The sequence below is a fragment of the Cloacibacterium normanense genome (assembly GCF_003860565.1).
GTDB classification, from domain to species: Bacteria; Bacteroidota; Bacteroidia; order Flavobacteriales; family Weeksellaceae; genus Cloacibacterium; species Cloacibacterium normanense.
Map to the genome: position 1 here is coordinate 1,140,279 of NZ_CP034157.1, position 21,547 is coordinate 1,161,825.

Here is a 21,547-nt window from a genome sequence, read left to right on the forward strand (position 1 = left end):
GATGCCGCTTCCATCGTTAGCGCGGTGAACGCAGATAAGAAAATTTAGTTATATTTGGAAAAAACTTCTCTACAATGAATTACCACAAAATTCTACTTTCTACCGCTATTTTAGCATTTTCTTTTCATCATGCGCAAAACCTTAAACTCAATACTACTTCTCCCGAAGAACGCTGGAAAGGTTATGAACAAAGAAAAAAATTAGAAGAAAATTCTATTCTCAAAAATTTAGAATTCAGAAATGTAGGTCCTACTACAATGAGTGGTAGAGTTACAGATATAGATGCCAATCCAGAAAATCCTACAGAATTTTATGTAGCGTTTGCTTCAGGTGGATTGTGGTATACTCAAAATAACGGAACCACTTTCACTCCTATTTTCGACAGAGAAGCCGTAATGACAATAGGCGACATTTACGTAGATTGGAAAACCAAAACCATTTTCATAGGAACTGGCGAAAACAACTCTTCTCGTTCTTCTTATTCAGGAATGGGCATTTATAAAAGTACAGATCAAGGAAAAACTTGGCAAAATCTAGGCTTAAAAGACACGCATCACATTGGCAGAATTGTAGTAAATCCCGAAAACAATAATGAAATTTGGGTTGCAGCAGTTGGTCATTTATATTCACCAAACGCAGAAAGAGGCGTTTTCAAAACCAATGACGGTGGTAAAACTTGGAAAAAAACGCTTTCGGCTGACCAAAATTCTGGAGCAATTGATTTAGCCATAAATCCACAAAACCCAAAAGAAGTTTATGCTACACTTTGGTACAAAGAACGTAAAGCTTGGAAATTTGTAGAAAGTGGCGCTTCATCTGGAATTTTTAAATCCAATGATGGTGGTGAATCTTGGCAAAAAATTTCAACCAAAGATTCTGGATTTCCAGCAGATGAAAATGTAGGAAGAATCGGACTTTCGATTTTCCCGAAAAATCCAAATATTATTTACGCGATTGTTGACAATCAAAAAACAAGACCTGCTTCAACTACAAAAGAAGAAAAAACTGAAAAATCTTTGGACAAAGCCAAAATGCAAAAAATCACCAAAGAAGAATTCTTGGCTTTAGATGATAAAACGGTTAATGAATACCTTGATGGAGAACGTTTCCCAGAAAGATACACCTCTGAAAACCTTAAAAAATCGCTTAGAGAAAATAAAATCACGGTAAAAGATATTTTCAACTATACACACAATGGAAATGATGATTTATTCAACATAGAAATTGAAGGTGCAGAAGTTTACCGTTCTGATGATGCAGGAAAATCTTGGAAAAAAACCAACGAAAAAAATCTAGACGGATTATATTACACTTATGGTTATTATTTCGGGCAAATTTGGGTTTCGCCAACCAATCCAGATAAGGTAATCATTGCAGGCGTTCCGATTTTGGTTTCAGAAAATGGCGGAAAATCATTCAAATCGATAGATTCTCCAAATGTTCACGCAGACCACCATTCTATTTGGTTTAATCCAAAAAATGACAATCATTTTATCAATGGAAATGACGGCGGAATCAATATTTCTTACGACAATGGGAATTCTTACATTCATTGCAATTCATTGCCGGTTTCACAGTTTTATTCGGTAGATTATGATTTAGAAAAACCTTACAATGTTTATGGAGGAATGCAAGATAATGGTGTTTGGTTTGGCCCATCAAGCAATAAATTTGATTATAAAAAAGGAAAATTTGACAATAGCGATAATTTCAAATTTCTATTAGGAGGAGACGGAATGCAAGTGCGAGTAGATTTCAGAGATAATGCAACTTTATACACAGGTTTTCAGTTTGGGAATTATTTTAGAATTAACAGAAAAACCAACGAAAGAAAATATCTAGAAGTTCCGAGAGAAATTGGCGAAAATCCACTTCGTTTCAATTGGGAAGCACCTTTCCAGATTTCTCGTCATAATCAAGACATCGTTTATTTTGGTTCGCAAAGCGTTTACAGAAGTATGGACAAAGGCGAAACTTGGCAAAAAATTTCTGGAGATTTAACTAGAAATACTAAGCAAGAAAATGTGCCTTATTCTACCCTTTCAACAATAGAAGAAAGTCCGAAAAAATTCGGATTAATCTATGCAGGAAGTGATGATGGATTGGTAAATGTAACCAAAGACGGTGAAAATTCTTGGCAAAAAATAGGCGACTTCCCAGGATTTTGGGTTTCTATGGTACAACCTTCTTCTTTCTCAGAATCTAGAGTTTATTTGAGTTTAAATGCATACAGAGAAGACGATTTCCGTGCATTGCTTTACATTTCTGATGATTTCGGGAAAACTTGGAAGAAAATTGGCGAAGATTTACCTTCAGAACCTATTAATGTCATCAGAGAAGATCACACCAACGAAAATCTATTGTATGTAGGAACTGATAATGGATTGTACATTTCTCTAGACCGAGGAAAAACATTTATGTCTGCCAATAATGCTACACTTCCAAACGTTGCTGTTCACGATTTAAAAGTTCATCACAGAGATAATGAATTGATTGTAGCAACTCACGGAAGAAGTATCTACATTGCCGATGTGAAGAAATTACAAAAATTAACACCAGAAAATCTAGCTAAAAATTTAATGGTTTATGATATAGAAAGTGTTAATTTCAAAGAAAATTGGGGTAAATCTTACAATAATTTCACGGAAATTGAAAAGCAGAATTTCCCAATAGAATTTTACACTAAAAATGCTGGAAACGTTATTGTCAAAATCATCAATGCTCAAAATGAAACCGTAAAAACTATTAATCAAACTGCTGACAAAGGATTTAATACCATCAGTTATGATTTAACGGTAAATGCAAGTGAAAAGTCTAAAAAAGCAGATGATGGCAATGTTTACATCACTCCAGGAAAATATACAGTAGAAATTTCTATCAATGGATTTACGGAAAAGAAATCGCTGGAAGTGAAAGAAAGACCTAAATCTAAAAGCAAAAGAGTAACCGAAGTTCCGCAAGGAACAATGTCTCCAGGAGAATTTAAAAAATGGAGAAAAGAAGTTGGTTTCAAAAAACAATTATAATTTAAAACGCAAAGAATTTTAAAAAAAATATCTCTTTTAGTGAGCAAAGCTTATTCCGTAAACGGAATTGATTAAGCGAACGCTTCAAGAGTGAATTTATTCACTTTCTTTGCTTTCTTAAAATTATTATAAAGTAATAAATAATCTCTGCGTTAAAAAGTTAACACAAAAAAAGTCCCGAAAATTTCGGGACTTTTCTATTATTTTACACTTGGAATTACGATGAGACTTTCGTTTCCTGAACTGTTTACCGCTTGTACTGCAAAGAAATAATTGTCTTTAGAATATGGCAGTTTCATAGAATTTTCTTTGGTGAAAAATTTCTTTTGCCAAGTAGAAGAATCGGTTTCACGCATAAGAACGTAATAACCTGCAACTTCTCCATTTTTTGGTTTTTCCCAATGAATGGTCGTGAAATTGGTCAATTCTTTTACATCCATTTTCACATTTTCTGGTTTAGAAGGAGATTTTGCCAAATTTGCCAAAACAGAAACATTTACCCCAACATTTTTCTTGAAATATTCAAAATCCATAAATTCTGGTAAATCTCCAAATTGTTTCCCGTTTTCTTTTCTAATATCTTGATGTTGATGGTCGTAATTTTCATTGAATTCAGTTAATCTTACCGCTGAAAAACCTTGGTTTACAAATGAAGTATGGTCGCCACCACGAAGAAATCTATCGTTTCTGTAAATGAGTTTCACTTCTAAATTATCTACATAACGCTCTCCAATTTCCTTAATGTATCTTGCCAACTGTCTGGCTTCTCCATCATTTTCTAAGCCTAAATTTCTAATTCCTTGCGCTTTTTTATCCAAATCAAATTGTGGTAAACCTTCAGAAAAAACTCTTAACTGATTGGCATTAATTAAATTGGTTTCGCTAGTTAAATTATTCCCAATCATATCATTATTCAGCAAAGCTTCTAATTGCCAATTTTCATTTTTTGCCTTTTCTGCAAGCATTTTAGCACCTAACAAACCTTGTTCTTCGCCAGAAAACGCCACAAAAACTATAGTTGCAGGAAATTTTGATTGGCTCAAAATTCTAGCAGATTCTATTACAGCACCTACTCCGCTTCCGTCATCATTGGCTCCAGGTGCGAAATCTTTGGCATTCATCACATCAGAAACTCTGGAATCAAGATGTCCGCCAATCATAAAAATTCTTTTATCATTGGGATCAGTTCCACGCAAAACAGCAATAGCATTTCCTAAATCTGTTGGCTGATTGATTCGTTTTCCATCTGGTTGAATGGTTTGATTTTGTAGGAAAACTTCCATTCTTCCATCAGCATTTTTAGCATAATTTCTAAATTTAGAAAGCACCCAATTTCTAGCAGCTCCAATTCCTTTTTTGGCATCAGTCGTAGAACTCATCGTATGACGAGTACCAAAACTTACTAATTTATTGATATGAGATTTTAGAGAATCTGCGCTTACTTGCGACACGTAATTCGCTATTTCTGCATCTCTGGAAACGGTTTTTTGCGCTGTGAAAGCAGCAGGAATAAGAAATAAAGAGAATATTAATTTTTTCATATTTATTGAATGAATTTGATGATTTTACTATTTCAATTTCAAAATTTCATTACAAAAATTATCTACTACTGCACCATAAGTAGCCCAAGAAGTGATAATCCTGATAGCAGATTTCTCTGAATCAATTTTTTTCCAAACATAAAAATCAAATTGCTCTGAAAGTTTCTCAATTTGAGAATTTTCTAAAATTGGGAAAATCTGATTGGTGTCTGTCTCGGCTAAAAAATCCGCCCCAATTTCTTGGAAAGCTTCTTTTATTTTTTCGGCTTGAAGATTGGCATGTTTGGCTAAATCCCAATATAAATCGTCTTTCATCAACTCTTGAAACTGAATTCCGAGTAATCTTCCTTTCGCGAGCATTGCCCCTTTTTGCTTGATATGAAACCCGAATTCTTCTTGCAGATTTTGTCTGTTTATAATGATTGCTTCACCTAATAAAGCTCCGTTTTTGGTTCCGCCAAGATAAAAAACATCTGTAAACTTCGCTACATCTTCTAGCGTTACATCATTGCTTTCTGCCGTTAAAGCGTGTCCTAATCTGGCACCATCCATAAATAAATATAGATTTTTTTCTTTGCAAAAATTTGATAAATCTTCCAATTCTTTTTTGGTATAAATCGTTCCAATTTCTGTAGAATTAGAAATATAAACCAACTTTTGTTTTAATTGATGAGGAACATTGGTATGAACATCTAACACTTTCTGAATATCTTCTGGTTTCAGTTTTCCATCGGAAGTTTCTACCCCATGAACTTTGTGACCTGTTGCTTCTATGGCTCCTGCCTCGTTGGTGAAAATATGACCAGTAGTTGCAGAAACTACACTTTCGTGAGGTCTTAGAATTGCTGAAATCACCAATAAATTCGCTTGAGTTCCTCCACTTACAAAATGAACTTTAGAATGTGGAGATTTAGATTTTTCTAGAATGAGTTTTTCTGCTTCTGCACAATAATCATCTAAACCATAACCATTTTGTTGAGAGGAATTGGTACGTAGTAACGCTTCTAAAATACTGGGATGACAACCTTCTGAATAGTCGTTTTTAAAAGAATATTTCATAGGACTAAATTAAGGAAAAAGTGCAAGATTGTTAAAACTTACAATATTAATTTTAAAATTAACATGTTCTTTTGTCTTGAAACAAAAGAACCAAAAATTCAAGACTGGAAACTCGGCTAAAATTTTAAATAATTTTCTAAAATTTCCAAAACTCGTCCCTAGCTTTTTCCTTACTTACTCAAACAGTGGAAATTTCTTTACAAAAATTTTTCAAAATTTTCAAACGCCTCCGTTTCCTAGGTCATAAAAATCGAAAAACTTAATTGAAAAAGTTTAATAAAATACGGAAACTGCGCCCCAGATTGAGCCATTGTTGGAGCTCATCTCAAAGAATAGGGAAATTAGGATTGGCTTTTGAGATAGCGACTGGCGAAAGCTGGAAATGGCGCCCGAATTATTTGCTTTTTCTATAAAATTTAGCTATTTTTTCATTATTTTCAATAAAGTGTGTAACCTTTTCGTTATAATGAACGTATAATAAGATATGAGACAGTTAAAAATTACAAAACAGGTTACCAATAGAGAAACCGCTTCCCTTGACAAATATTTGCAAGAAATTGGTAAAGTAGAACTCATCACAGCAGACGAAGAAGTAGAACTCGCTCAAAGAATCCGTAACGGAGATAGAGCTGCTCTAGAAAAGTTGATTAAAGCCAACTTGCGTTTCGTGGTGTCTGTATCAAAACAATATCAAAACCAAGGATTATCTCTTCCTGACCTTATTAATGAAGGAAACCTTGGCCTTATGAAAGCTGCTAAAAGATATGACGAAACCAGAGGTTTCAAATTTATTTCTTATGCAGTTTGGTGGATTAGACAATCTATCTTACAAGCTCTTGCAGAGCAATCTAGAATTGTAAGATTACCTTTGAACAAAATTGGTTCAATCAATAAAATCAACAAAGCTTACGCACACTTAGAACAAGAAAACGAAAGACCACCTTCACCAGAAGAATTGGCAGAAGTTCTAGATATGAGCGAAGAAGATATTAAAGAATCTATGAAAAACTCTGGTCGTCACTTATCTATGGACGCACCATTAGTAGAAGGAGAAGATTCTAACTTGTATGACGTTTTACGTTCTGGTGAATCTCCAAGTCCAGATAAAGACTTAATGCTAGAATCTCTACAAATCGAGATTGAAAGAGCTTTACAAACGCTTACGCCAAGAGAAGCAGATTTGGTAAGATTATATTTCGGATTAAACGGAAAACATCCTATGACTCTAGAAGAAATAGGTGAAACTTTCGACTTAACGAGAGAAAGAGTAAGACAGATTAAAGAAAAAGCAATTAAGAGATTGAAACACAACTCTAGAAGCAAAATCTTGAAGTCTTACCTTGGTAAATAAAAAATTCTTAAATTAGAGCAAAGTTTTCGGGCTTTGCTTTTTTTTATGATTAAAAGATTTACAAATAGTGAAATTCCTAAAACTCTTTATAAATATAGAGATTGGAGCAATAATTATCACCAAGATTTAATTAGAAAGAGAGAAATTTACATAACTAACCCTTCAGATTTCAATGATCCTTTTGAAAATATCCCAATTAGATGGGATTTAATATCTGAAGAAGAATGTGATAATCAGCATTATGAAATTTTCAAATATATTTTTAAAGACAAATCAGAACAAGAAATAAGAAAAATTGCTAAAGAAATTACCAATTCAAAAATTTTATTGCATCCCAGTAAATTGAGTATTGAAAATCCAAATCAAATTGAAGATTGGAATAATAAAATTGGAATTTTGTCTTTATCAGAAGAATGTGACAATATTTTAATGTGGTCTCATTATGCTAAAAATCACACTGGTTTTGTTTTAGGGTTTGATACTAATTTATTTTTGAATAATAGTGATTTTGATTATATTGAAAATGTAAAATATTGTACGGGATATCCTATTATTAAAAGTATTGGAGAAAACGATGATTTTTATAAAAAATTTTTTCATAAATCAAATGATTGGCAATATGAAAAAGAATGGAGATTATCTAAGAATCATATAAAGGATAGATTATATGTAATTCCAAAAGAAGCAATTACAGAACTGATTATTGGCTGTAAAATGAACAATAAAACAAAATCTGAAATTGTAGATATTGCTAAAAATAGTCTTGGATCAAATTTAAAAATTTATCAAGCAAAAAAAGACATTGAAAATTTTAAATTAAATATAAATCTTATTGAAAATTAATGAAAACAAAACTTATTGCACCTTCAGTTTTATCTGCAGATTTTGGGAATTTACAGCGTGATATAGAAATGATTAACGGCAGTCAAGCCGATTGGTTTCACGTAGACGTGATGGACGGAAGATTCGTTCCGAATATTTCTTTTGGTTTCCCAGTAATGAAAGCGATTCAGGAACACGCTAAAAAATTTGTAGATGTGCATCTTATGATTGTAGAGCCAGAAAAATATGTAGAAGAATTCATCAATTACGGCGCAGACTTGGTTTCTGTACATTATGAAGCGTGTACACATCTTCACAGAACCATTAATTTAATTCAAGATAAAGGTGCAAAAGCCGGTGTAGTCCTTAATCCTTCTACTCCAGTTTGGGTATTAGAAGATATTATTACCGAAGTAGATTTGGTTTTATTAATGAGCGTAAATCCTGGTTTTGGTGGACAAAAATTCATAGAAAACACTTACAAAAAAATCAGAGAAACCAAAGAATTGATTCTGGAGAATAATTCTACAGCGCTCATCGAAATAGACGGCGGCGTAAATACCGAAAACGCTCCAAAACTCTTCGAAGCAGGTGCAGATGTTTTGGTGGCAGGAAATGCTGTTTTTGCCAGTGAAAATCCAGAAAGAACAATTGAACTGTTAAAAGTTTAATTTCAAAAAAAAACTAATCACCATTATCATGAAAAATGAAAAATCTTTTTTCGAAACCATTATTGATGCTATTTCTTGGTTGAAAATAGTTGCATCACCAACTATTTTAGGAATTGGAATTGGCTTTGCGTGTCAATATTACTTGAATAGTGATTTCCTTTTTGGATTTTTTGTCATAGCAGGAATTGTTTTAGGAATTTATTGGGCTAATAAAGTTTCTAAGAAATATGGAGCAACAGATTTTATTTCAAAAGTAGATGCTTCACCAGACATAGATGAATATGTAAAAGATAAAAAATAAAAAGTTCGAGAAAATTCTCGAACTTTTTTTATAAATTTTGGGTAAAACTATTTGATTAGAAAATTTCTCTTCCAGAAAAATGGAATTGTGCTTCAATTAGAGCATTTTCATCAGAATCTGAACCATGAACTGCATTTTCGCCAACGCTTCTTGCAAACATCTTTCTAATGGTTCCTTCTGCCGCGTCTGCAGGATTGGTAGCACCGATTAGTTTTCTGAAATCTTCTACTGCATTTTCTTTTTCTAAAACCGCAGCTACGATTGGTCCAGAAGACATAAATTCTACTAATTCTCCGTAGAAAGGTCTTTCTGCATGCACTTCATAGAATTTTTTAGCATCTGCAACTGTTAATTGAGTTAATTTTAATGCTTTGAATGTAAATCCAGCTTCTGCAATTTTCCCTAAAATTGCTCCAATGTGCCCATCTGCAACTGCATCTGGCTTAATCATTGTAAATGTAATGTTACCTGACATAATTTTTTTTAAAATATTTTTTGCAAATGTAAGATTTTTTTGTACTTTTGCAAAGGAAACTTATTTCAAAGAGAGCCATTTTCTTTTGGCACGTTATTTGCAATATTAATAACGATTCTCATGTTTAATTTGAGTTTTCATGGTTATTAGTTTTTACCTCCAAGCAATTGGAGGTTTTTTTATGTAAAAATAAAATGTTAGATTTGAAAAATATTACATCTAACAACATGAATTCCCTTACCGAAGAAAACTATTTAAAAGCCATTTTCCATCTATTAGATTCTGAAAATCAGGTTACTGTAAATGAACTAAGCAAATTTTTACAAATCAAAATGCCTTCTGTAAACAGCATGATGAAAAAATTTGCAGATAAAAATTGGGTTATCTACGAGACTTATAAACCAATAAAAGTTACAGAATTGGGCAGAAAAGAAGCGGCAATAGTGGTAAGAAAACACCGATTAACAGAAATGTTTTTGGTTGAAAAAATGGGATTCGGTTGGGAAAATGTACACGAAATTGCAGAACAATTAGAACATGTTCACTCTGAAGATTTTTTTGACAAGATGGATGAAATCCTGAATTTTCCAAAAGTAGATCCTCATGGTGAACCTATTCCAGATAAAGATGGTATCATTATCACTCAAAATCTTAAAAAACTAAGTGAGTGTAAAATCAATGAAACGGTAATTCTTACTTCTGTGACTATTTCTACAGATGATTTCCTGAATTACCTCAACCAGAGAAATTTAGCTTTAGGTGCAGAAATTTTAATTAAAAATATAGAGAAATTTGATGGTTCTATGCAGATAGATTTTTCAGATAGAACAGAAGTTCTCAGCAAGATGGTTTGTGAGAAACTATTGGTAAAAAAATAAATCCCGAATTTTGGACTGCCCCCAAAAAGTTAGACACTTTTTAGGGGCATTTTTTATGGGAAAAAGTAAATATTCAGTAGACTTTAAATTAAAAGCTATAAAGAGATATCACAAAGGGGACATTGGAACAGACGATTTAGGAAAACGCATTGGAGTTTGTGGTTCCTTGGTTCGTAAATGGATAAAATTTTATGAACTTTATGGAGTTTCAGGACTTGTTCGGCTTTCCAATACGCATTACACAAAAGATTTTAAATTAAAGATTTTATCAGTAATTGAGAAAGAGAATTTAAGTTTAAAAGAAGCGTCGAGAAGGTTTAATATTCCTGCGGAGTCCAGTATTCTTAGTTGGCAGCGTAATTACAAAAAAAATGGTATTTTAGGTTTAGAAAACAGACCCAGAGGAAGACCTAAAACCATGAGTAATTACAAGCGAAAAAAAAAGAAAACAGGCAAACCCTTAACAAGGGAGGAAAAACTGTTGGAGAGGATTTATTATTTAGAAGCCGAGAACGCCATTTTAAAAAAGTTAGACGCCTTAATTCAGGAAAGGAAAAATCCAAAGCCATCGAAGAGTTAAGGCAGGACTTTGATTTAGCAGTACTGCTGCATTGTACATCGATGGCAAGAAGCAGTTTTTATTACTATCAAAAACGCTTTCAAATGAAAGATAAATATGCGGAAATAAAAGAAATGATTAATCAGATTTATCATCGTCACAAAGGAAGGTTGGGCTATAGAAGAATTACTTTGCTTTTGAAAGAAAAAGGAATTTTGATTAATCACAAAACTGTTTTACGACTTATGAAAACATTAGGATTAAAGAGTATTATCCGAGTGAAGAAATATAAATCTTACAAGGGAGAGCAAGGGAAAATTGCGCCCAATGTTCTACAGAGGAATTTCAAATCGGACACTCCTAATCAGAAATGGGCAACCGATGTTACAGAGTTTAATGTATCGGGTAATAAACTTTACCTATCTCCAATCATCGATTTATTTAATGGTGAAATTGTCAGTTTTGACTTATCTGAAAGACCTGTGTTTAGCCAAATCATCAGAATGCTAAAGAAATCATTCAGAAAAGTAAAATCTACACAAAACATCATTCTACATTCTGATCAAGGTTGGCAATATCAAATGAAACATTACCAAAACTTGTTAAAAGAAAAAGGTATTATTCAAAGTATGTCCCGAAAAGGAAACTGTTTGGACAATGCGGTGATAGAAAACTTTTTTGGAACGATAAAATCAGAAATGTTTTATACCAGAAAGTTTGGTTCCATTCAGGAACTTAAGATCGAAATAGTGAAGTACATTCACTATTACAACAATGATAGAATAAGACTCAATCTCAAAGGAAAGAGTCCGGTACAGTACCGAACTCTTTCCTTTGAGAATATTGTTTAATTTTGTCTAAACTTTTGGGTGCAGTCTATTTCTTCGGGATTTTATTTTTATGTATTGAAATATCAATTATTTTCCAGCTTTTAGAGCAGCTTCTACTGCTTTCATTTCTTGGAATTTAGCATCATTATGTGAAGTTTGATATAAACCTTTTAATAAAGATACAATTTCTAGATCTTTAGGATTAAGAGAATAAATTTTCTCTGCATAAGGAATAGCCTTGCTTAATTTAGCTCTTCTTTCACCTAATAATTTATTGAATACATCCATTTTTTTTGCTTTTCTAGCAGCGTCAATAGCTTCTATTGCTTTATCATCTCCATTTACATAGATATTGAATACCATACCTTGTAGAGCTTCTACATAGTTAGGGTCTATTTCTAAAGATTTTTTGAAATATCCTTCTGCTTCAGCTAATTTACTTGGATCTTTACTTGCTAAAACTCCTAAATTATACCAAGAAACTTTATCGTTAGGATTTTTGGCAACTTGGTCTTTTAAGTTAGCCATGAATTGATCCATTTTCCCTGATTTGTAGTAAACCGTACCTTGTTGTTCTGTTAATTTGCTACTTTTTGGAAATTTCACCAAACCTTTTTCAATCAATGCTAAAGCTGAGTCATAGTTTTGGTTTTCAATTTCTAAAGCTACAGCTGTTTCAAATAATTCTTGTTCAACACTTGGAGTGTTTTCTGTTTTAAAATCAGTATAATCTCCGGTTGCACCCATTTTCTTGTAAATTTCAAAAGTATTTTTATCAAGATTTTCTACCTGACCAGTCTTTTTATTTTTGGCTTTGTATTCAGTTTTTACACCGGTGTAACCTTCATTGATTAATTCATTATAAACTCTTGCAGCTTCTACATTTTTTTGACCTTGAGCATAAGATACACCAGCATAATATTTATATAGTTTATCTTCACTACCTGCTGCTGCTAAAAGATTATTTACTTCTAAGAATTTTTGACCTGCTAGTTCATGGTTTTTTGCGTTATAAGCAGCCATAGCTTCTTCATTAGCTTTAGTCAAAAGTGGATTGATCTTTGCTCCAAGATTTCCTACAAGTGTAGGTGCGTAAGTTTCTTCCTTAAGATTAGCCACTCCAGAAGCATCTGCTGCTTCTTTTCCTACATAATACACTTTTTGTTTTTCTGCATTTTTACCTACATAAATTTTAGTTTTGCCTAATGCAGAAATATGAGCTAAAACAGAAGCTCCTTCAGAAACTTTACCTGAATTTAAAAGTCCAAGACCTTTAGCATAATAATATTGTTCTAAAATGGTAGGCTCTAAAAGGTAAGTTTTTCCACCTAAAATTGCATCTGCAGCACCAATCTGTGTATTTGCTGTAGCAGTATCATTTGCTTCGATTGCTTTGAAAGCAGCTGAAATTTCTTTTTTTTGTCCAAATGAAAAACCACAGGCAATAACTGCTGCACTTAAAATTATTTTTTTCATAATGTAAAAATTAAATTTTTAAAAAAGGACAAGTTTATGGCTTGTCCTCAATATAATACTATTCTTCTTCGTTCTTATTTAATGTATCTTCTTGAGATTCAAGAGGAGCTTGATTCTGAGTTTCTTCGTCGTTATTCTCTACTGTCTCTTCAGTTTCTTCTTCTACTTCTTTGTCCATCATCACTTTTGCAACAGCAGCAATCTCATCATTATTTTTCAAGTTAATCATTCTTACTCCTTGAGTATTTCTACCCATTACTCTTAGGTCGTCCATTCCCATTCTGATGGCAACTCCAGATTTGTTGATAATCATCAAACCATCTTCATCTGTAACTGACTGAATCGCAATAAGATTTCCTGTTTTATCGGTAATATTAAGTGTGATTACTCCTTTTCCTCCTCTATTGGTAATTCTATAATCTTCTACTGCGGTACGTTTACCATATCCCTTCTCCGAAACGACCAATACCGTTTCATTCTCGATATCATTTACCACAATCATGCCAATTACTTCATCTCCATCAGATAAATCTACACCACGAACTCCAATAGAACTTCTACCAACTGCTCTTACTTTTTCTTCTGGGAACCTGATACATTTACCACCTTTAGTCGCAATCATGATTTCAGAAGTTCCTGTAGTTAATTTAGCTTCTAATAATTGGTCATCTTCTCTAATTTCAATAGCATTAATACCATTTACTCTAGGTCTAGAATATTGCTCAAGAGAAGTTTTCTTGATAATACCATTTTTAGTTACCATTACTACATACATAGAATTTACATAATCTACATCTTTTAGATCATTGGTTCTGATGTACGCTCTGATTTTATCATCTGGTTCTATGTTAATTAAATTCTGAACTGCTCTTCCTTTCGCTGTTTTAGAACCTTCAGGAATTTCGAAAACCCTTAACCAGAAACATTTTCCTTTTTCGGTAAAGAACATCATGTATTGGTGATTAGTCGCCGAAACAATGTATTCTAAGAAATCTGCATCTCTAGTGGTAGCGGCTTTATTACCAACTCCACCTCTACTTTGAACTTTATATTCAGAAAGTGGTGTTCTCTTAATGTAACCAGCATGAGAAATTGTAAGAACTACTTTTTCGTCTGGAATTAAGTCTTCGATAGACATTTCTCCACCTGAGTAATCTATTTCTGAACGTCTTTCGTCACCGTATTTTTCTTTAACTTCTAGCAATTCATCTTTGATGATTTGATATCTTCTAGGTTCGTTAGAAAGAATGTCTTCTAAATCTTTAATTAAAGCCATAATTTCTTCATATTCAGCTCTAATTTTGTCAAGCTCCATTCCTGTTAAACGAGCAAGACGTAAATCTAGAATCGCTTGAGCTTGAATTTCAGAAAGTTCAAATTCTGCAATTAATCCTTCTTTTGCTTCTTGTGGATTTGCAGAATGACGAATAATGGCAATGGCTTTATCAAGAGATTCTTGCGAACCAATTACCTTCATAAAACCTTCTAAAATATGCGCTCTTTCTTTCGCTTTTTTCAGCTCATATTCTGTTCTTCTCACAATCACTTCGTGACGGTGGTCTACGAAATGATGAATAATATCTTTAAGATTTAATTGTTCTGGTCTACCATGAACTAAAGCGATATTATTAACAGAGAAAGAAGTTTGTAAAGCAGTATATTTATACAATAAGTTAAGAACAACATTTGGAATCGCGTCATTCTTTAATTCATAAACTACCCTAAGACCGTTTCTGTCTGACTCGTCTCTAATTTCATAAATTCCAGGAATTTTTTCATCTTTTACCAATTCTGCAGTTCTGGCAATCATCTCTGCTTTATTCACTTGGTAAGGAATTTCGGTAACGATGATGGCATTTCTATTGCCTATTTCCTCAAAACTTACTTTAGCACGAAGAACAATTCTTCCTCTTCCTGTATGGAAAGCATCTCTTACCCCTTCATAACCATAAATAATACCACCAGTTGGGAAATCTGGAGCAATGATATGCTTCATCAATTCATCTATGGTGATTTCTCTATTGTCAATATAAGCACAGATAGCATCTACAGCTTCAGATAAATTGTGAGGCGCCATGTTGGTAGCCATACCTACAGCAATCCCCGAAGTTCCGTTTACTAAAAGATTAGGAATTTTGGTAGGAAGAACTTTTGGCTCAGTTAATGAATCATCAAAGTTATTCTGAAAATCTACCGTTTCTTTATCTAAATCAGAAAGAATTTCGTCTGAAATTTTCTTTAATCTCGCTTCGGTGTAACGCATTGCAGCTGGTGGATCTCCGTCCATAGAACCGAAGTTACCTTGACCATCTACTTGCGGATAACGCAAACTCCATGGTTGCGCCATTCTCACCATCGCATCATAAACTGAAGAATCTCCATGAGGGTGATATTTACCTAAAACATCCCCTACAATTCTTGCAGATTTTAAATATTTTCTGTTCGAAAAAACGCCCAAACCATACATCCCGTATAAAACTCTTCTGTGAACAGGTTTTAAGCCGTCTCTTACATCTGGTAACGCTCTGGAAACAATTACCGACATTGAGTAATCAATGTAAGAGGATTTCATTTCATCAACGATGTTGATAGGAATTAGTCTTTCTCCTTCTTTATGCATACTTTATATTTTAATTATTTGAAAATCAGACTTATAACAAAATAAACTGATTCCTAAATTTTTCAATTTTAAATAACGCACGAATATACGAAAAAATGCCGAAAAAAGTGATGGAAATTCACAATTTGTTATCCACAAATAAGCTAATATTTATCATTTTTTGAAAACAAAATAAACCGCCAAAACCAAACAGATAAAAGCCGCTAAATGATTCCATTTAAACGATTCATTTTTAAAGAAAAATACTGCAAATACGGTAAAAACAACCAGCGTAACTACTTCTTGTATAATTTTCAACTGAAACAAGGTAAAAGGACCTCCATTTTCTCTAAAACCAATTCTATTGGCAGGAACTTGAAAGATGTACTCAAACAAGGCAAATCCCCAACTGATTAGAATAACCGACCAAATAACAGATTTTTTCACCCAACCCCATTCTTGGAATTTGAGATGACCATACCAAGCAAACGTCATAAAAATATTAGAAATCAATAAAAGTAGAACGGTAAGAATTCCTTTTGTCATTTTTGAGTATTTTTGCAAAACAATTTCCAAAAATAAGAAAAATGAGCATTTTAAGCATAACATTCCACACCGTAGATAGCCAATTGCAGACTTGGGAACAGTATTTTGAGAATGAATTGATAACTTTAGTTGAAAACTTTATAGACGTAGAAAAATACATTCTTTCTGAAATAAATACCGAAATGCTTACCGAAGGCAAGAACACTAACCTCCTTCTCATCTTCGAAAGTAATGAAAAAAGACAAGAATTCACAGAAACTGAGCTCTACAACCTTTCTGAAATAATCGCCCGAAAATTCGGGGAAAATGTGATGATTTTCAAAACAGAATTAAACGAAAAAAAATCCAGATTTTAAATAATCTGGATTTTATTTTAGTTTTTATCAATATATAATATTAACATTTATACAACGCTCAAAAATTGCATCGTATCAATATTATCTGCATAAGTATTGAGACTAGGATTTTGCGCTTCCCCAAAGTTTACAGAATTTTCTATCCCCAATTCTGGTTTTGCTACCACACACTGAATATTTGATTCATTTTCCACGAGAAAAGCATGAACTTCTTCTACACTTTCGTATCTGCTGAAATTAAGCACAGAAAGCGGCGAAAATAGTGCGCTATCTTCTTTGAGCATTACAAAATTATTATCCCAAAAATTCTCTTGATTCAAGAGATAAACTGCTTTGTTATAATCATAGTTATTGGCATATTTATGATGATTAATTACGTCTTTGAAACCTAAAAAGTTTTCAAAAAGTCTGCTTAATTCATAATCTTTAGGGATAAGAAGTCTCGTTACATTTCTACAACCTAAACCAAAATATCTGAAAATATCTTCTGCCAATAATTGCAATTCTTCATCAGTTTCATCTCCTTTAATTACAGCCACAGAAGTTCTGTTTTTTCTAATAATAGACAAAGCATCTTTAAAATAATATTCTAAATATCTCGCTGTATTATTACTTCCTGTAGCAATTACCGCATCATATTCTGTCAATCTTTCTACGATTTGAAATTCTAAATTCCACTCAGAAAATTCACCCCATTTTTTCAAAAAGAAAGGCAAAAGAAGTCTGTCTTTAGAAGAAAGCTTAATCAACGGAATATGATTGCTTAGAATCACACACATCACATCATGAAAGCCTACTAAAGGAATATTCCCCGCCAAAATCAATCCTACTTTTTTAGATAGTTGAGAAACCTGATATTCTGCAAGCCAATTTTTTATATTTTCTTCGGTTAAAATATCTGCCCAATTTTTAAAACAAAACCTTATGTTTTCTTGAGTAAACCAAGGGTTTTCTACCTCGCTTCGTCTCATTAATGCAGCTAGTTCTTCCTCATCATGAGTATAATCAATTTCTGATTTTTGTAAAAATTGTTGAAGATAATGTCCTAATTTACTTAAACCCTGTATTTTGAGATCTTGTTTCATTTTATTTATTTAATCCTATTATTTTTGCACTTATTATTAAAAATTACCTCAAAAAAGATAAGTTTTACCATGCAAAACTTTTCCAAATCAACTGAAATTTACTAATTTTGTGCAAATTTAAAAAAAATACCTAGCAATGGCTATTATAATAACAGACGAATGTATTAATTGTGGAGCTTGCGAACCAGAATGCCCTAATAATGCGATTTATGAAGGAGCTGTAGATTGGAAAGCTTCGGACGGAACCAGTTTAAAAGGAACAGTAACTTTGAAATCAGGTTTAACAATGGATGCTAATGCGCCTCAAAGACCTGTAAGTGATGATGTTTACTACATTGTTCCAGATAAGTGCACCGAATGTAAAGGTTTCCACGAAGAACCACAATGCGCAGCGGTTTGTCCGGTAGACTGTTGTGTCCCAGATGACAACCATGTAGAAACAGACGCAGAACTTTTAGGTAAAAAAGCATTTTTACACGGCGAATAAAAATTAAAAAAATCCCGCTTCATTCTGCATGAGCGGGATTTTTAGTTTCAATAAATTTACAATCAATCTCAATAAAAATATGAAAAAACATAATTTCAGTGCAGGACCTTGCATTCTCCCTCAAGAAGTTTTCCAAAAATCAGCAGAAGCGATTTTAGACTTTAACGGAATGGGACTTTCAATTTTAGAAATATCTCACCGTAGCAAAGACTTTATCGCAGTAATGGATGAAGCCAGAGCCATCGTAAAAAGATTAATGAATCTTAATGATGACTACGAAGTATTATTTTTAGGTGGTGGCGCAAGTTTACAATTTGCGATGGTTCCTTTTAACTTGATGAAAGAAAACGGTAAAGCTGCTTATTTAGATTCTGGAAACTGGGCTGCTAATGCAATTAAAGAAGCCAAAAAATTAGGAGCAGTAGATGTAATCGGTTCTTCTAAGGAAGAAAATTACTCTTTCATTCCAAAAATTGAAGAAGTAGGTGCAGAATATGATTATTTCCACTGCACTTCTAACAATACCATTTATGGAACTCAAATCAAAGATTTTCCAAAAGCCAATACGTTAATGGTTTCTGACATGAGTTCGGATATTTTCTCTAGAATGATAGACTATTCTAAATTTGACCTAATCTATGCGGGTGCTCAAAAAAATATGGGACCAGCTGGAACGACTCTAGTGGTGGTAAAAAAAGAAATTCTAGGAAAATCAGGAAGAGTTATTCCTTCATACTTAGATTACGCTCAACATGTAGCGAAAGAATCTATGTTTAATACGCCGCCAGTTTTTGCAGTTTATGCTTCACTTCTTACCCTACAATGGTTAGAAAATAATGGCGGAATAGCTGCTGCAGAAGAAAGAAATATTGCTAAAGCGAAACTTCTTTACGATGAAATAGACAGAAATCCATTATTTGAATGTTTCTGCGTTCCAGAAGATAGAAGTTTAATGAATGTTTCATTCAAAATTACAGATGAATCTAAAAAAGAAGCTTTTGATAACGCTTGGAAAGCTGCTGGAATCAACGGATTAAATGGACACAGAAGTTTAGGTGGTTACAGAGCAAGTCTTTACAATGCATTACCAATAGAAAGCGTACAGGTTTTGGTAGATGTTATGAAATCTATTTAAAATCTAAAGAAAAATATGAAAATTTTAGCAAACGACGGTATTTCAACTTCGGGCGAGAATCTTTTAAAAGAAGCCGGACTAGAAATTTTAGACAATAGAGTTTCTCAGGAACACCTCATTCCTTTTATCAATGAAAATCAAGTTGAAGTTTTATTGGTTAAAAACGCTACACAAGTAACCAAAGAACTTATAGACGCTTGTCCAAGTTTGAAAATCATAGGAAAAGGTGGCGAATCAATGGATAATATAGATGTAGAATTCGCCAAATCAAAAGGAATTCATGTCATTAATACTCCAAACGCTTTTGCTAAATCAGTAGCCGAATTGGTTTTTGCGCATTTTCTGACTTTGATTAGATTTTTGCACGATTCTAATAGAAATATGCCTTTAGAAGGTGATACTAAATTTGCATTCCTCAAAAAATCTTACGAAAAAGCAACAGAACTTTCAGGCAAAACGCTAGGAATCATCGGTTTTGGTAACATCGGAAAAGAAGTTGCCAAAATAGGAATTGGTCTTGGAATGAAAATTATTTTCTACACCAGAAAACCTAAAACAGATACCGTTTCTTTAGAATTTTTTGATGGAAGAACTATGGATTTTGAATTCACTTCTATTCAAGATATGGAAACGTTTCTAAAAGAAGCAGATTTCATCAGCATCAATACATCAGAAACTAGTGAATACATTATAGATACGCCAGAATTTGAAATGATGAAAGATGGCGTTTTCATTGTAAATACTGCAAAAGGCGGTGTAATCAATGAAGTAACACTCATAGATTACATAGAAAATAAAAAAGTTGCAGGAGCTGCTCTAGATGTTTTCGAAACCGAACCAAAACCAGAAATTCAGATTCTGATGAATCCTTCGCTTTCGCTTTCTCCGCATGTTGGTGGAAGCACTTTAGAAGCCCAAGAAAGAATAGGAACAGAATTAGCACAACAAATTATTGACTTACAAAAACTTATATAATTTAAAAATTTATTATATTCGCAAAATTTAAAAAATTAAACTATATAAAACCTCAAATTAATTAAACGTAGAACATGCCAGTTTTTAAACCATTTAGAGGAGTTAGACCGCACCCTGATTATATTGATAAATTCCCAACTCATCCTTTGGATAATTTTACGCAGGAAGAAATCAATAAAAAAGCGACGGAAGACTCTTCTTACATACAGATGATTAAACCATATGTATGCAGCAAATCGAAAGATGTTGATAGAAATCTACGAAAAGTAAGAAGCAATTACGAAGAAATGTTGGGCGACAATAAACTTCTTCAAGACAGCTCTTCTTATTATTTGTATGAGCAAATTTTACCCAATAAATCTGTTTTCAGAGGCTTATTAGGATTAGCTAGTGTAGAAGATTTCTGGAACGGAAAAATCAAAAAACATGAATCTACCCTTACCTATAAAAAAGAAAAACTCGCTCATTTCTTAGAGAAAGTTTCACTTCAAGCAGAACCAGTTCTTCTTACCTATCAAGCTAATTCTAAGATAGAATTACTGATGAATCACGAAGAAAAAAATGTTCCCATCATTAATCATACAGACGAAACTGGAGTAAGACACAAAGTGTGGAGAATAGACAATCGTCTAAAACTTCAGCAATTTAAAGAAGTAATAGACCAAATTGATTCTTTTTATGTAGCAGATGGTCACCACAGAATAGCTTCTGCAGCTTTATATGCTCAAAAACACAAAGAAAAAAACAAAAGACATAATGGCAATGAACCTTATAATTTTGTTTTCAGCTTTATTGTTTCTAGTCAATCGATTAAAATTAATGACTATAACAGAGTTGTAAAAGATTTAAACGGAAATTCTGAAGAAGAATTTTTACAAAAACTATCAGAGAACTTCCTTATCCACGAAAAAGGTGAAAACGCTTACTATCCTTCACAGAAATTCCACATTTCTATGTATTTAGGCGGTAAATTTTATTCACTGCACGTAAAACATAATCTCAGAGATTTAGACCAAGGATTAGATAATGTAGACCATCATTTATTAGACAAATACATCTTCAAACCTATTCTCGGAATTAACGATTATGAGGAAGAAGAAAATAGCAAAATGAATTTTGTAAAAGGAAATTCTAATATTGAAGGCATCATCAAGCTTAAAGAACAAGTAGATTCTGGCGACTATTCTGTTGGCTTTGGATTGTTCCCAGTAAGTTTTAATGATATTACCAAACTGGCGAATCAGAATTTACAAATGCCTCCAAAATGTACTTACATAGAGCCAAAATTGGTTACTGCACTGTTAATGTACGACATGGATTGGTAATTTTTCTTGATTTATTACAAAAAAATAGTACTTTTAGATTTCCAAAAAGA

Annotated in this window: 19 protein-coding genes; 12 read left to right on the top strand and 7 right to left on the bottom strand. The window is 32.9% G+C overall.

The window, feature by feature from the left end:
* The first annotated feature begins 74 nt into the window (after nucleotides 1-74).
* Nucleotides 75-3,026, top strand: a complete 2,952-nt coding sequence (locus EB819_RS05230) for a VPS10 domain-containing protein (protein WP_069797510.1) — start codon at nucleotides 75-77, stop codon at nucleotides 3,024-3,026.
* A gap of 200 nt (nucleotides 3,027-3,226) precedes the next feature.
* Here the strand turns inward: EB819_RS05230 and EB819_RS05235 are convergent, their stop codons facing one another.
* Both EB819_RS05235 and EB819_RS05240 read right to left on the bottom strand, forming a co-directional pair.
* Nucleotides 3,227-4,567, bottom strand: coding sequence for a M28 family metallopeptidase (locus EB819_RS05235; protein ID WP_069797508.1), 1,341 nt, complete (start codon nucleotides 4,565-4,567; stop codon nucleotides 3,227-3,229).
* A 27-nt stretch (nucleotides 4,568-4,594) separates the two neighbouring features.
* On the bottom strand, nucleotides 4,595-5,626 hold the full coding sequence (locus EB819_RS05240; protein ID WP_069797506.1) for a threonine aldolase family protein: 1,032 nt from the start codon (nucleotides 5,624-5,626) through the stop codon (nucleotides 4,595-4,597).
* Nucleotides 5,627-6,110: 484 nt separating this feature from the next.
* Between EB819_RS05240 and EB819_RS05245 the strand changes: the two genes are divergently transcribed.
* Genes EB819_RS05245 through EB819_RS05260 form a run of 4 tightly spaced genes read left to right on the top strand, consistent with a single transcriptional unit; the run spans nucleotide 6,111 to nucleotide 8,771 of the window.
* Nucleotides 6,111-6,977 (top strand): sigma-70 family RNA polymerase sigma factor, encoded by an 867-nt coding sequence (locus EB819_RS05245; protein ID WP_069797503.1) that lies wholly within the window; start codon nucleotides 6,111-6,113, stop codon nucleotides 6,975-6,977.
* A gap of 45 nt (nucleotides 6,978-7,022) precedes the next feature.
* Nucleotides 7,023-7,820 (top strand): DUF2971 domain-containing protein, encoded by a 798-nt coding sequence (locus tag EB819_RS05250; protein ID WP_069797501.1) that lies wholly within the window; start codon nucleotides 7,023-7,025, stop codon nucleotides 7,818-7,820.
* Nucleotides 7,820-8,470 carry a ribulose-phosphate 3-epimerase gene (gene rpe / locus EB819_RS05255; RefSeq protein WP_069797499.1) on the top strand — a complete coding sequence of 217 codons (651 nt, stop codon included), beginning with the start codon at nucleotides 7,820-7,822 and terminating at the stop codon, nucleotides 8,468-8,470. The genes EB819_RS05250 and rpe overlap by 1 nt, the downstream gene beginning before the upstream one ends.
* A 28-nt stretch (nucleotides 8,471-8,498) precedes the next feature.
* Nucleotides 8,499-8,771, top strand: a complete 273-nt coding sequence (locus EB819_RS05260; protein WP_069797497.1) for a hypothetical protein — start codon at nucleotides 8,499-8,501, stop codon at nucleotides 8,769-8,771.
* 55 nt (nucleotides 8,772-8,826) lie between these two features.
* Here EB819_RS05260 and EB819_RS05265 read toward each other — a convergent pair whose 3' ends face one another.
* Complete coding sequence (locus tag EB819_RS05265; RefSeq protein ID WP_069797495.1) at nucleotides 8,827-9,246, bottom strand: nucleoside-diphosphate kinase; 420 nt, start codon at nucleotides 9,244-9,246, stop codon at nucleotides 8,827-8,829.
* 227 nt (nucleotides 9,247-9,473) lie between these two features.
* Between EB819_RS05265 and EB819_RS05270 the strand changes: the two genes are divergently transcribed.
* Nucleotides 9,474-10,124, top strand: coding sequence for a metal-dependent transcriptional regulator (locus EB819_RS05270; protein WP_069797529.1), 651 nt, complete (start codon nucleotides 9,474-9,476; stop codon nucleotides 10,122-10,124).
* A gap of 55 nt (nucleotides 10,125-10,179) precedes the next feature.
* Nucleotides 10,180-11,534, top strand: a protein-coding gene (locus EB819_RS13010; protein ID WP_394337960.1) for an IS3 family transposase whose coding sequence is annotated in 2 segments (ribosomal slippage) — nucleotides 10,180-10,654 and nucleotides 10,654-11,534 — 1,356 coding nt in all. Because the reading frame shifts where the segments join, the coding sequence is not laid out codon by codon here.
* 66 nt (nucleotides 11,535-11,600) lie between these two features.
* On the opposite strand, the gene EB819_RS05285 is transcribed toward EB819_RS13010, so the two are convergent.
* From EB819_RS05285 to EB819_RS05295, 3 genes are all read right to left on the bottom strand, one after another.
* Nucleotides 11,601-12,989, bottom strand: a complete 1,389-nt coding sequence (locus EB819_RS05285; protein WP_069799327.1) for a tetratricopeptide repeat protein — start codon at nucleotides 12,987-12,989, stop codon at nucleotides 11,601-11,603.
* Nucleotides 12,990-13,047: 58 nt separating this feature from the next.
* Nucleotides 13,048-15,609: a DNA gyrase subunit A gene (gene gyrA / locus EB819_RS05290; protein WP_069799325.1), complete on the bottom strand. Its 2,562-nt coding sequence runs from the start codon at nucleotides 15,607-15,609 to the stop codon at nucleotides 13,048-13,050.
* 153 nt (nucleotides 15,610-15,762) lie between these two features.
* Entirely contained in the window at nucleotides 15,763-16,134 is a 372-nt protein-coding gene (locus EB819_RS05295; protein ID WP_069799323.1) for a DMT family protein, read from the bottom strand.
* A 41-nt stretch (nucleotides 16,135-16,175) separates the two neighbouring features.
* Here EB819_RS05295 and EB819_RS05300 point away from each other — a divergent pair, with 41 nt between their 5' ends.
* Nucleotides 16,176-16,490, top strand: coding sequence for a DUF4286 family protein (locus EB819_RS05300; protein ID WP_069799349.1), 315 nt, complete (start codon nucleotides 16,176-16,178; stop codon nucleotides 16,488-16,490).
* A 47-nt stretch (nucleotides 16,491-16,537) separates the two neighbouring features.
* Here EB819_RS05300 and EB819_RS05305 read toward each other — a convergent pair whose 3' ends face one another.
* A complete protein-coding gene (locus EB819_RS05305) occupies nucleotides 16,538-17,575 on the bottom strand; it encodes an acyl-CoA reductase (RefSeq protein ID WP_069799320.1) in 1,038 nt (345 codons plus the stop codon).
* A gap of 136 nt (nucleotides 17,576-17,711) precedes the next feature.
* Between EB819_RS05305 and EB819_RS05310 the strand changes: the two genes are divergently transcribed.
* From EB819_RS05310 to EB819_RS05325, 4 genes are all read left to right on the top strand, one after another.
* The gene (locus EB819_RS05310) at nucleotides 17,712-18,062 is read left to right on the top strand and encodes a 4Fe-4S dicluster domain-containing protein (RefSeq protein WP_069799317.1); all 351 of its coding nucleotides are present in this window, start codon (nucleotides 17,712-17,714) and stop codon (nucleotides 18,060-18,062) included.
* 79 nt (nucleotides 18,063-18,141) lie between these two features.
* On the top strand, nucleotides 18,142-19,197 hold the full coding sequence (serC, locus tag EB819_RS05315) for a 3-phosphoserine/phosphohydroxythreonine transaminase (protein WP_069799314.1): 1,056 nt from the start codon (nucleotides 18,142-18,144) through the stop codon (nucleotides 19,195-19,197).
* 15 nt (nucleotides 19,198-19,212) lie between these two features.
* Nucleotides 19,213-20,172, top strand: a complete 960-nt coding sequence (locus tag EB819_RS05320) for a D-2-hydroxyacid dehydrogenase (protein ID WP_069799312.1) — start codon at nucleotides 19,213-19,215, stop codon at nucleotides 20,170-20,172.
* A 74-nt stretch (nucleotides 20,173-20,246) separates the two neighbouring features.
* On the top strand, nucleotides 20,247-21,497 hold the full coding sequence (locus tag EB819_RS05325; protein ID WP_069799311.1) for a DUF1015 domain-containing protein: 1,251 nt from the start codon (nucleotides 20,247-20,249) through the stop codon (nucleotides 21,495-21,497).
* The last annotated feature ends 50 nt before the right edge of the window (nucleotides 21,498-21,547 follow it).

Excerpts from the sequence above, each read along its gene's own strand:
- EB819_RS05230 (WP_069797510.1), top strand. The coding sequence starts at position 75 with ATGAATTACCACAAAATTCTACTTTCTACCGCTATTTTAGCATTTTCT.
- EB819_RS05235 (WP_069797508.1), bottom strand. The coding sequence starts at position 4,567 with ATGAAAAAATTAATATTCTCTTTATTTCTTATTCCTGCTGCTTTCACA.
- EB819_RS05240 (WP_069797506.1), bottom strand. The coding sequence starts at position 5,626 with ATGAAATATTCTTTTAAAAACGACTATTCAGAAGGTTGTCATCCCAGT.
- EB819_RS05245 (WP_069797503.1), top strand. The coding sequence starts at position 6,111 with ATGAGACAGTTAAAAATTACAAAACAGGTTACCAATAGAGAAACCGCT.
- EB819_RS05250 (WP_069797501.1), top strand. The coding sequence starts at position 7,023 with ATGATTAAAAGATTTACAAATAGTGAAATTCCTAAAACTCTTTATAAA.
- rpe (WP_069797499.1), top strand. The coding sequence starts at position 7,820 with ATGAAAACAAAACTTATTGCACCTTCAGTTTTATCTGCAGATTTTGGG.
- EB819_RS05260 (WP_069797497.1), top strand. The coding sequence starts at position 8,499 with ATGAAAAATGAAAAATCTTTTTTCGAAACCATTATTGATGCTATTTCT.
- EB819_RS05265 (WP_069797495.1), bottom strand. The coding sequence starts at position 9,246 with ATGTCAGGTAACATTACATTTACAATGATTAAGCCAGATGCAGTTGCA.
- EB819_RS05270 (WP_069797529.1), top strand. The coding sequence starts at position 9,474 with ATGAATTCCCTTACCGAAGAAAACTATTTAAAAGCCATTTTCCATCTA.
- EB819_RS05285 (WP_069799327.1), bottom strand. The coding sequence starts at position 12,989 with ATGAAAAAAATAATTTTAAGTGCAGCAGTTATTGCCTGTGGTTTTTCA.
- gyrA (WP_069799325.1), bottom strand. The coding sequence starts at position 15,609 with ATGCATAAAGAAGGAGAAAGACTAATTCCTATCAACATCGTTGATGAA.
- EB819_RS05295 (WP_069799323.1), bottom strand. The coding sequence starts at position 16,134 with ATGACAAAAGGAATTCTTACCGTTCTACTTTTATTGATTTCTAATATT.
- EB819_RS05300 (WP_069799349.1), top strand. The coding sequence starts at position 16,176 with ATGAGCATTTTAAGCATAACATTCCACACCGTAGATAGCCAATTGCAG.
- EB819_RS05305 (WP_069799320.1), bottom strand. The coding sequence starts at position 17,575 with ATGAAACAAGATCTCAAAATACAGGGTTTAAGTAAATTAGGACATTAT.
- EB819_RS05310 (WP_069799317.1), top strand. The coding sequence starts at position 17,712 with ATGGCTATTATAATAACAGACGAATGTATTAATTGTGGAGCTTGCGAA.
- serC (WP_069799314.1), top strand. The coding sequence starts at position 18,142 with ATGAAAAAACATAATTTCAGTGCAGGACCTTGCATTCTCCCTCAAGAA.
- EB819_RS05320 (WP_069799312.1), top strand. The coding sequence starts at position 19,213 with ATGAAAATTTTAGCAAACGACGGTATTTCAACTTCGGGCGAGAATCTT.
- EB819_RS05325 (WP_069799311.1), top strand. The coding sequence starts at position 20,247 with ATGCCAGTTTTTAAACCATTTAGAGGAGTTAGACCGCACCCTGATTAT.